We start from the raw sequence: 7102 nt of genomic DNA, 5'->3' as shown, positions 1-7102 counted from the left end.
CCCGCGGGACCGGTGTGCCAGTTGTTGTTGCTGACGATGCTTTGACATGTGTAGCGATGGGCGCCGGTCAGGCGCTCGAAGACCCAGCCTACGCAGGTGTGATGATCGAGGACTAATTGTCGGCGAACATTTGAACTTCGGAGCTCGGGAGGGATTGCGGACATTCCTTGCATCCGGAGCCGGCGCGGACCAGTCGATCTCGACGTGGCCTACATTACCGCTTTCCGACCACGATGAGGATCAGCCCGTTATTGCTCAGGAAGTTCCGACATCCCTCACATTGGACCAACTTGGCGGCGTTCAGTCTCCTGATTGATCCAGGTAGAACCAATGGCGGTAGCTTTGCATAATCGCCGTTGAAACGCCCGCTCGTCGGTCGTCGCTGCCGGTCGGTGCCAGACTGATAATGCGCCTTATGTCGAGGGCGGGAATGTCTGCAATTGGGTGGAAAGCGGACGTCCGGACGAACGGTCCAATTGGCCGACCCTGGGCCGATACCAGAATGGCGGTTTTTCGGCTGTTGCCAGATGAAACAGTCTTGTTGCCTTGCGCTACTCAACAGCTCCCTAGTTCAATTAGTATCAGAGAAACGTTGTCGCTGCCGTCGCGCGCCAACGCGTTGGCGAGCATGGTTTTGGCGAGCGTCTCGATTGGATCGCCCGTGGCGTCTCCCATTGCAAGCGAGCGCGACAAGCCATCGGAACAGATCAACAAGCGGTCGCCGGGCTTCAGGCTTGCGCTAACGGTTTGCAGGCGGGGATCGTCATCAACCCCGAGCGCGCGCGTCACCACGTGAGACTGTGGATGCCTTTCGGCGCGGTCAGCAGTCAACAGCCCCGCATCGACCAGTTCCTGAACCATGCTGTGATCGTGGGTCAGCAACTCCAGGCCGCCGTCGCGCAACCGATACGCGCGGCTGTCGCCCGCCCAAGCGATGTGCGCGGTCGCGTCGTCGATCATCGCCGCGACGACGGTGGCTCCAGCATCGGCGCCGAGCCGGTCGTTGCGCTGGCGGATATCGCCATTTGCTTGACCCAATGCGACCAGCAAATCCGTGAACCCGATCGCGCGCGTGCCCGATGTCAGCGTGCGCAACCGGTCGACTACTGCCTGCGCCGCGAGATCGCCGCCGGCGTGCCCGCCCATCCCGTCGGCGACCGCCCAGACGCGCGCTTCGGGGCAATCGAAAACGCGGTCCTCGTTGATCGCGCGGACCATCCCGACATGGCTGCGCGCGACCGACTGGACGGTGATCGGCTGATCGGGATCGGCGGCAAGGCGCTGTACCGGCATCGCGGTCATTGTTTCTCACCCGCATCGGCCTGCGCCTCGGCGGCATCATAGGCGAAGACGAACGCCTTCTCGAGCGACCCGCCTTCGCCATCGTCAAGTTGCCGTGCAAGGTCCGCGTGGCGGTTGGCAACTTCTTCGGCCTGCAGCGCGGCGCGGCTCTTGAGCAAGGAAGCACGGGGTTCGACCGCGGCGTCGAGCGCTTGGGGGTCGAAGCTGCCGACCGCCGCGCGCAGGCTGCCGTGCAGTCCGGCGAAGGTCGCGATCAGGTGGCGCTTGATATCGCGGAACGACGCTTGCAACGCCGCCGGACCCGACAGGAAGTTGCTCGACCCGGCGAGCAACAGGTCGATCGCGAGACGTTGCGTCGGCGCCCATTTGAACGGATTGTTGTTGGTACCACCGATCGTCGTGCGGGAGAGCTTGTACTGGCCCCGCGCGCGATCACGCTCGGTCATCAGGTCACCGATGCCGAGCACCATTTGGCGATAGACCGCGCCCGCGCGGCGCATGATCTCGGTCGGCTCCTCGCTCGACAGCAACGACGCGTCGAGCCCGGCACCCTCGCAAAACGCTTCGAGCAGCGACCCGTTGGTGGCGGGAAGGACGATACCGGCGTCGCTCCAGTCGTCAGGCACCGCGGTCGAGGTGCCGAGCGGCGGGGTCAGCACCATCGTGCGCGCAGCATCGACCGGTTCGTCGCCGTGCGGCGCGTGGCTGGCCTTCAACCGGAACCGCCCAAAGCGCAGCGTCGAGGGGATCGGCATCGCTACCTCGACCGCGTCGGGAAAACGCTCGCCAGTGCTGTCGTCGAACACGCCGTTGGCGCCCAGCGCGCGCAGCGTCAGCGCGCCATCGGCGACCGCCAGCTCGCAATGCGACCGCGACAATTCGCAATCAGGGTCGGCGATCGACCAGTCGGCGGCGCTGTCGCGCCCGATCCGCATCAGCCCGTCGCGGATCAGCCGAGCGTCGATCGGCTGGAGGTCGTTCGCCGTATCAAAGAGTTGGAGCATGTACATGACGCTCAGGCAGCCCGCCGCGACGGCGCGATGCGCGTGGCGAGCACGGCGGCCTCGCCCTCATCGGTCTCGGCGAGTTGGGGCTCGACTGCGGCGGCGGCGCGGTTGAAGGCGTCAAACGCGGCGCCGAACTCGTCGCGGCGGCGATGCGAGATGCGCAATGCAAACCCGTTATTTCCGGCTTCGTCGAGCGCGCGGCGCAACCGGCCGAGCGGGCGCGCGACCATCGCGCCGCTGAGATAACCGATCAGCAGCACGACCAGCATCACGACGCCCGACAGGGCGAGCAGCGACGTCCGCGCACTGCCGAGCGCGGCGTCGAGCGCGGTGCGCTTCACCACCAGATCGACGCGGCCGAATTCGGCGCCGGCATAACGGATTGGCTGGAGAAAGCGGATGCCTGCGCCGCGTCCACGGTCGGCAGCGGCTGCAACTTGTGCCCCATCAACGGCTTCCATCAACGGTTCGCCGGTCGGTTGAACATACGGCCGGCCGACCAGTCTGGCGTCGCCGGCGGCCCGCACCGTCCCGCTGCTGTCGACAACGACGAGGTCACGGATCGCAGGATCGCGGCTGGCGCTGACGGCGAACGCCTGGAGTGCCGACCAATCCTGTTGATCGGCGGGCAGCCCGGCATTTTCGGCGGCGAGCACGGCGGCATTGTTGGTGACGAAGGCGGCGGTCGACTTACCGGAGACGATCGCCATGTGTTCGAGCGTCTGACGTTCACGGCCCAGCGTCGTGGTGACGCACGCGAACAGCGCGGCCGCGGTGACCGCCACGAGCGCGAGTGGTAGCTTGAGGCGCAGCGGCAGTCCGCGCTTGCCCGCTGGCTTCTCGCCCTGCGCGGCAATCTCGCGCGCCAGTGCGGCGGCGAGCGCGTCGCCGTCGGCGAAGCGCTGCTCGGGCTTCTTAGACAGCAATTTGTCGATAATGAAACGCAGGCCCGGCGGGCAATCGCCCGCGCTGCGATCGATCGGCTCGACCTTTTCCTGCGCGATCTGGATTGCGAGCGTTGCCAGCGCGGTGCCGGGGAAGGCAACCTTGCCGGTGATCATCTCGTACAAAACGACGCCGAGCGAGAAGAGGTCGGACCGCTGATCGACCGGCAGCCCGAGCGCCTGTTCGGGGCTCATGTAGCGCGGCGTCCCGATCAGCTGCCCGACCTGCGTTTTTGCGAATTGACGGTCGGCGGTGGCCTGGTCCATCTCGCCAATCCGCGCGACGCCGAAATCGAGCAATTTGGCGGTCTGGCCGTCGGCCGACAGCAGGATATTAGACGGTTTGATGTCGCGGTGGACCACACCGGCGCGGTGCGCATAAGCGAGCGCTGCGGCGAGTTGCTGGCCGATCGCCAGCACGCGCTCGTACGGCATTCGTCCCTGATTCTGCAGGACTACATCGAGCGGCTGGCCATCAACCAATTCCATCGCGATATACGCGGCGCCTTGCGTCTCGCCGACATCGTAGATCGTCGCGATATTGGCGTGGCTGAGCGCGCCCGCGGCGCGCGCTTCGCGCAGGAACCGCGCGGCGATGTCGGGGTCACGGGCAAAGTCGGGCTTGAGCACCTTGATCGCGACGGTGCGGCCGATATCGGGATCATGCGCGCGATAGACATCGGCCATCGCGCCTTCGCCGAGGCGATCGTCGACACGATAACGGCCGAGCATGGTCATGACGCGCGTCCCCGACAAGGTTCAGCCCTTCGCCATAAAATCAAAGCCTTAAACATTGCTGACCGTCACTTTCGCGCCCGCACCGTGGCGGCGATGCGTTCGGCGCGGCCAAGATCGCGGGCGATCAGCGCGTTGCCGGGATCGAGTTGGGCCGCGCGGCGCAGCAGGCCGACCGCGCGGTCGACATTACCCTGATTGAGCGCGGCGAGCCCGGCGGTGCGCAACTGGCGCGCGGCCGCCGGGTTGGCCGCACCCGCCGCCGGGGCGGTCGGCTTCGGCGCTGCTACCCTAGGTTTCGGCGTAGCCGGTCCCGTCGGCGCGGACCGGGTCGGGGCAGGCTCGGCACGACGAACCGGTTCGGGCGGGCGCAGCGGCTCGCCGGGAATGCGCAGCACTTGCGACGCAGCCAGCGTCACCGGCGCCTTCAGGCCATTGTAGCGGACCAGTTGATAGGCCTTCAACCGATTGCCGAGGAAACGCTGGGCAAGTCCCGCCATCGTATCGCCCGGCGCGACGACATAGGGATAGCTTTGCGGCCCGAGCAGCTGCTTGGGATCGCGATCGATCGAATCGATCAGCATCAGCGCCGCCGCGCTCATCGGGTCTCGCTTCAGGATCGCCTTCAGCTTCTTGCGCGCGGCGGCGTCCTTGCCCTGCATCAACAGGTCGGACGCGGCATCGGTCTCGCTCGCCGCGGTGGCGACGGGCGGCGGCGGCGCCTTGCCGACCCGGCCGGGGCCTGCAGAGCAGGCGGAAAGCGCCAGCGCACCAATGCCGATCCCGACCAAATTCGTACGCATGCTCATGCCCTCAACCTCGCTTCGATCTGGTTCGGCGTTACGTCGAGCCGCAACAATTCGGTCAGCCGCGCGGGGTCGCGGACAAAGGCGACGAACGCCTCGCCGCTCATCGGCCGCGCGAAATAAAAGCCCTGGAAATGATTACAGCCGTGGCGGCGCAGCCATTCATATTCCTGCCGCCGCTCGACTCCTTCGGCGAGCACGCGAATGCCGAGCCCGCGACCGAGCGCTACGATCGACTGGCAGATCGCCTGGCTATCGGTGCGAGTGTCGACGTCGGTGACGAATTCGCGGTCGATCTTAATCTTGTCGAACGCTAGCGCGCGCAGCGAACTGAACCCCGAATAGCCGGTGCCGAAATCGTCGACCGCAAGCTTCACGCCCATCGCGCGCAAATCGTGAAAAATCTCGCGGCAATGCGCGGCATCGCTCGTCGCGACGCTCTCGGTCAATTCGATTTCGAGCGCGGCGGCGCCGAGTTCGTGACGTTGCAGCGTGCGCTGGACGAGGATCGGCAGATCGTCGCGTTCGAGCTGCAGCCCCGACACATTGACCGCGACGCGCAAATGATCGAGCCCCTGCGTCGCCCAGCCCTGCGCCTCGCGTGCGGCGGCGTTCAACGCCCACATGCCGATTTCGCTCGCCAGCCCCATCGCCTCGACGATCGGAATGAACCGCGCCGGCGGAATCGCGCCGCGTTCGGGGTGATCCCAGCGGATCAGCGCCTCGGCACCGCACACCCGCCCTTGCGCGGCGTCGATCAGCGGCTGGAAATCGAGTCGCAATTCACGCCGCGCCATCGCTTGGCGCATGTCCTGTTCAAGCGCATAGCGGTCGCGCGCGAGTTCAGCATAATCGACCATGGGTTTGTCGACCGTCGCGACGATGCCGTTAGAAAGCGTGAACGATGCCAAGGTGCGAGCGAGGAATGCGCCCGCCTCAATTCCGTCGGCCTGATCGAACCGCGCCAGACGGACCTTTAGCTGAGGAACGATCGTAGTCTCCCCGGCCTCAATCTCTTCGCCGAGCGCATAGCCGATCGCGTCGAGTTCGGCGCGCGCAACCGTCTCGTCAGCCTGCAAGCCGAACCACAAGCCGACGTAGCCGCGATCGACCTGGGCGATGAAGCGTTCGGGCGGCAACATCGCGCGTAACCGGGCGGTAGAGGCTGCGAAGACGCGCTCCCCCAGCGCCGGGTCGAACGCAGTGAGTCGGTCGAAATCCGCAAACGCGATCGCACCAAGCATCCCGCAGCCGTCAGCATTCATCTGCGCGAGCAACGCTTCTCGGACGGGCAAACCGCTTACCGGGTGCGCGGCGACAAGGCGATGATTGAGTGACGCCATCTGCTGCTCGATCGCGGCGACGCCCACTTCAAGGTTCAACGACGGCAGCGGATCGGCGCAAACCGCGTCCATTCGCCGCGCTGCACGGTCCACATCATGTCGCAACCGCGAAATCCAGACGATCAAGCCAAACGCCGTCAAGCCGAACAATACGGCAGCGGCAAAATTTATCGTCGCTGCAGCAAAAACCGCCGCGGCTACCGCCGCGTAGGGAAGCGTTCGGCGAATCGTCTTGTCTGAATGATCGATCGGGCGGTCCACAAGCCCGGCATAAGTAAAAAGTGATACGAGCCGGTTAAAGCAAACTTGATGCAAATCAGTGGCCTAGGCTCGCCGAGCGATCTCCATCCCTGATGCAGATGACCCGCCACGAGGACAGATTTCAGTCCGCTCCGCCAGCAGCGGCGAGTCTTCGATATCGACGCCAAGATATCCATTCTGTTCTCCACGGGCCCGATGGCCATCTAGAAAACGGAAAGCTGGCGTTCTCAGAGCGCGGCAGCTGTCGACCTAATGGCGGACGTTCGCCGACAGTCTGAACGAATGACCGCTTTCGAAGCGAAGGTTGATTGCGTCGAATGACTGCAACCGGGGCGCAAAGCTGCGTAGCGCCAATGTCCGCTATTGGGTCGCTAGCAGACGTTCGCGCCCATCCGGCGCTGCACGACGGGAACTAGTGGTTAGCTGCCGCCAGCGGACGATTCAGGTCTTCGGCTTGTCCGTCGATGCCACCGGCGGCGTATCCGCGCCGATCGACCAAGCGAGCTTCAGCGACCCGTCCGCCTGGCGCTTGAACCCCGCAACCCAATTGCCGGTCTCGCTGGAAACCTTCTTGGTTTTGGGGTCGGTGAAGCCGTATTGATAGAGCGAGCGGACGACCGCCGTGTCACCGGCCTTCGAGACATCTACGCTTTGGATATTGACGTCGAACCGCGCGGCGGGATCTTTGAACTGCTCCTTCATCG

The 7102-nt window shown here is 65.1% G+C and carries 6 protein-coding genes and 1 pseudogene; 1 reads left to right on the top strand and 6 read right to left on the bottom strand.

All coding sequences use genetic code 11. The features are described 5' to 3' along the window. Positions 1–116: pseudogene (locus JWM94_RS07180) on the top strand (rod shape-determining protein); the annotation flags it as partial. A gap of 439 nt (positions 117–555) precedes the next feature. On the opposite strand, the gene JWM94_RS07175 reads toward JWM94_RS07180, so the two are convergent. The 6 genes from JWM94_RS07175 to JWM94_RS07150 all read right to left on the bottom strand — a co-directional run. Continuing rightward, the gene (locus tag JWM94_RS07175) at positions 556–1302 is read right to left on the bottom strand and encodes a protein phosphatase 2C domain-containing protein (RefSeq protein ID WP_299424272.1); all 747 of its coding nucleotides are present in this window, start codon (positions 1300–1302) and stop codon (positions 556–558) included. Then, the gene (locus JWM94_RS07170) at positions 1299–2306 is read right to left on the bottom strand and encodes a type VI secretion system-associated FHA domain protein (protein WP_299424271.1); all 1008 of its coding nucleotides are present in this window, start codon (positions 2304–2306) and stop codon (positions 1299–1301) included. Before JWM94_RS07170 ends, JWM94_RS07175 begins: the two co-directional genes overlap by 4 nt. A gap of 11 nt (positions 2307–2317) precedes the next feature. Beyond that, the gene (locus JWM94_RS07165) at positions 2318–3991 is read right to left on the bottom strand and encodes a serine/threonine-protein kinase (RefSeq protein ID WP_299424270.1); all 1674 of its coding nucleotides are present in this window, start codon (positions 3989–3991) and stop codon (positions 2318–2320) included. 65 nt (positions 3992–4056) lie between these two features. Further along, entirely contained in the window at positions 4057–4797 is a 741-nt protein-coding gene (locus JWM94_RS07160) for a LysM domain-containing protein (RefSeq protein ID WP_299424269.1), read from the bottom strand. Then, a complete protein-coding gene (locus JWM94_RS07155) occupies positions 4794–6209 on the bottom strand; it encodes a bifunctional diguanylate cyclase/phosphodiesterase (protein ID WP_299424267.1) in 1416 nt (471 codons plus the stop codon). Before JWM94_RS07155 ends, JWM94_RS07160 begins: the two co-directional genes overlap by 4 nt. Positions 6210–6839: 630 nt before the next feature. Then, the coding region (locus JWM94_RS07150; RefSeq protein WP_299424265.1) for a hypothetical protein at positions 6840–7102 on the bottom strand (263 nt) is incomplete at its 5' end.

The sequence above is a fragment of the Sphingomonas bacterium genome (assembly GCF_028289855.1).
Classification (GTDB): Bacteria; Pseudomonadota; Alphaproteobacteria; order Sphingomonadales; family Sphingomonadaceae; genus Sphingomonas.
The sequence above is the reverse complement of the archived record's forward strand: the minus strand, read 5'-3'. Positions and strand labels throughout refer to the sequence as shown.